General features: G+C 65.6%; 1 protein-coding gene. It reads left to right on the top strand.

The features are described 5' to 3' along the window. Position 1: 1 nt before the first annotated feature. The coding region (tuf, locus tag ACFOOQ_RS23280) for an elongation factor Tu (RefSeq protein ID WP_379730133.1) at positions 2 to 1,173 on the top strand (1,172 nt) is incomplete at its 3' end.

Genomic DNA, 1,173 nt, shown 5'->3' with positions numbered 1-1,173 from the left:
GATGGCCAAGGCAAAGTTTGAGCGTAACAAACCGCATTGCAACATTGGGACGATTGGTCACGTCGACCATGGCAAGACGTCGTTGACGGCTGCGATCACGAAGGTGCTTGCGGAGACGGGCGGGGCGTCGTTCACGGCGTACGACCAGATCGACAAGGCGCCGGAAGAGAAGGCGCGCGGCATCACGATTTCGACGAGCCATGTCGAGTACGAGACGGCGAACCGGCACTATGCGCACGTCGACTGCCCCGGCCACGCCGACTATGTGAAGAACATGATCACCGGTGCGGCGCAGATGGACGGCGCGATCCTGGTCGTGTCGGCGGCGGACGGCCCGATGCCGCAGACCCGCGAGCACATCCTGCTGGCGCGCCAGGTCGGGGTTCCGTCGCTGGTGGTGTTCCTGAACAAGTGCGACATGGTTGACGACGCCGAGCTGCTCGACCTGGTCGAGCTCGAGGTGCGCGAGCTGCTGTCGAAGTACGACTTCCCGGGCGACGACATCCCGGTGGTGCGCGGTTCGGCGCTGGCGGCGCTCGAGGACAGCAACAAGGAGCTGGGCCACGACGCGATCCTGAAGCTGATGGCCGAAGTGGACCGTTACATCCCGCAGCCGGAGCGCCCCAAGGACAAGCCGTTCCTGATGCCGGTGGAAGACGTGTTCTCGATCTCGGGCCGCGGCACCGTGGTGACCGGCCGTATCGAGCGCGGCGTCGTGAAGGTCGGCGAGGAAGTCGAGATCGTCGGCCTGAAGGCGACGGTGAAGACCACGGTGACCGGCGTCGAGATGTTCCGCAAGCTGCTGGACTCGGGCGAGGCGGGCGACAACATCGGCGCGCTGCTGCGCGGTGTCGGCCGCGAGGACGTCGAGCGCGGCCAGGTTCTGGCCAAGCCGGGTTCGATCACGCCGCACACCAAGTTCAAGGCGGAAGCCTACATCCTGACCAAGGAAGAGGGTGGCCGTCATACGCCGTTCTTCACCAACTACCGCCCGCAGTTCTACTTCCGCACCACCGACGTGACCGGTGTGGTGCAGCTGCCTGAGGGTGTCGAGATGGTGATGCCGGGTGACAACGTGGCGATGGACGTCGAGCTGATCGCGCCGATCGCCATGGACGAAGGCCTGCGTTTCGCGATCCGCGAAGGCGGCCGCACCGTCGGTGCCGGCGTCGT

Origin of the sequence: Ferrovibrio xuzhouensis (assembly GCF_042648965.1) — a bacterium.
GTDB lineage: Bacteria > Pseudomonadota > Alphaproteobacteria > Ferrovibrionales > Ferrovibrionaceae > Ferrovibrio > Ferrovibrio xuzhouensis.
The sequence above is the reverse complement of the archived record's forward strand: the minus strand, read 5'-3'. Positions and strand labels throughout refer to the sequence as shown.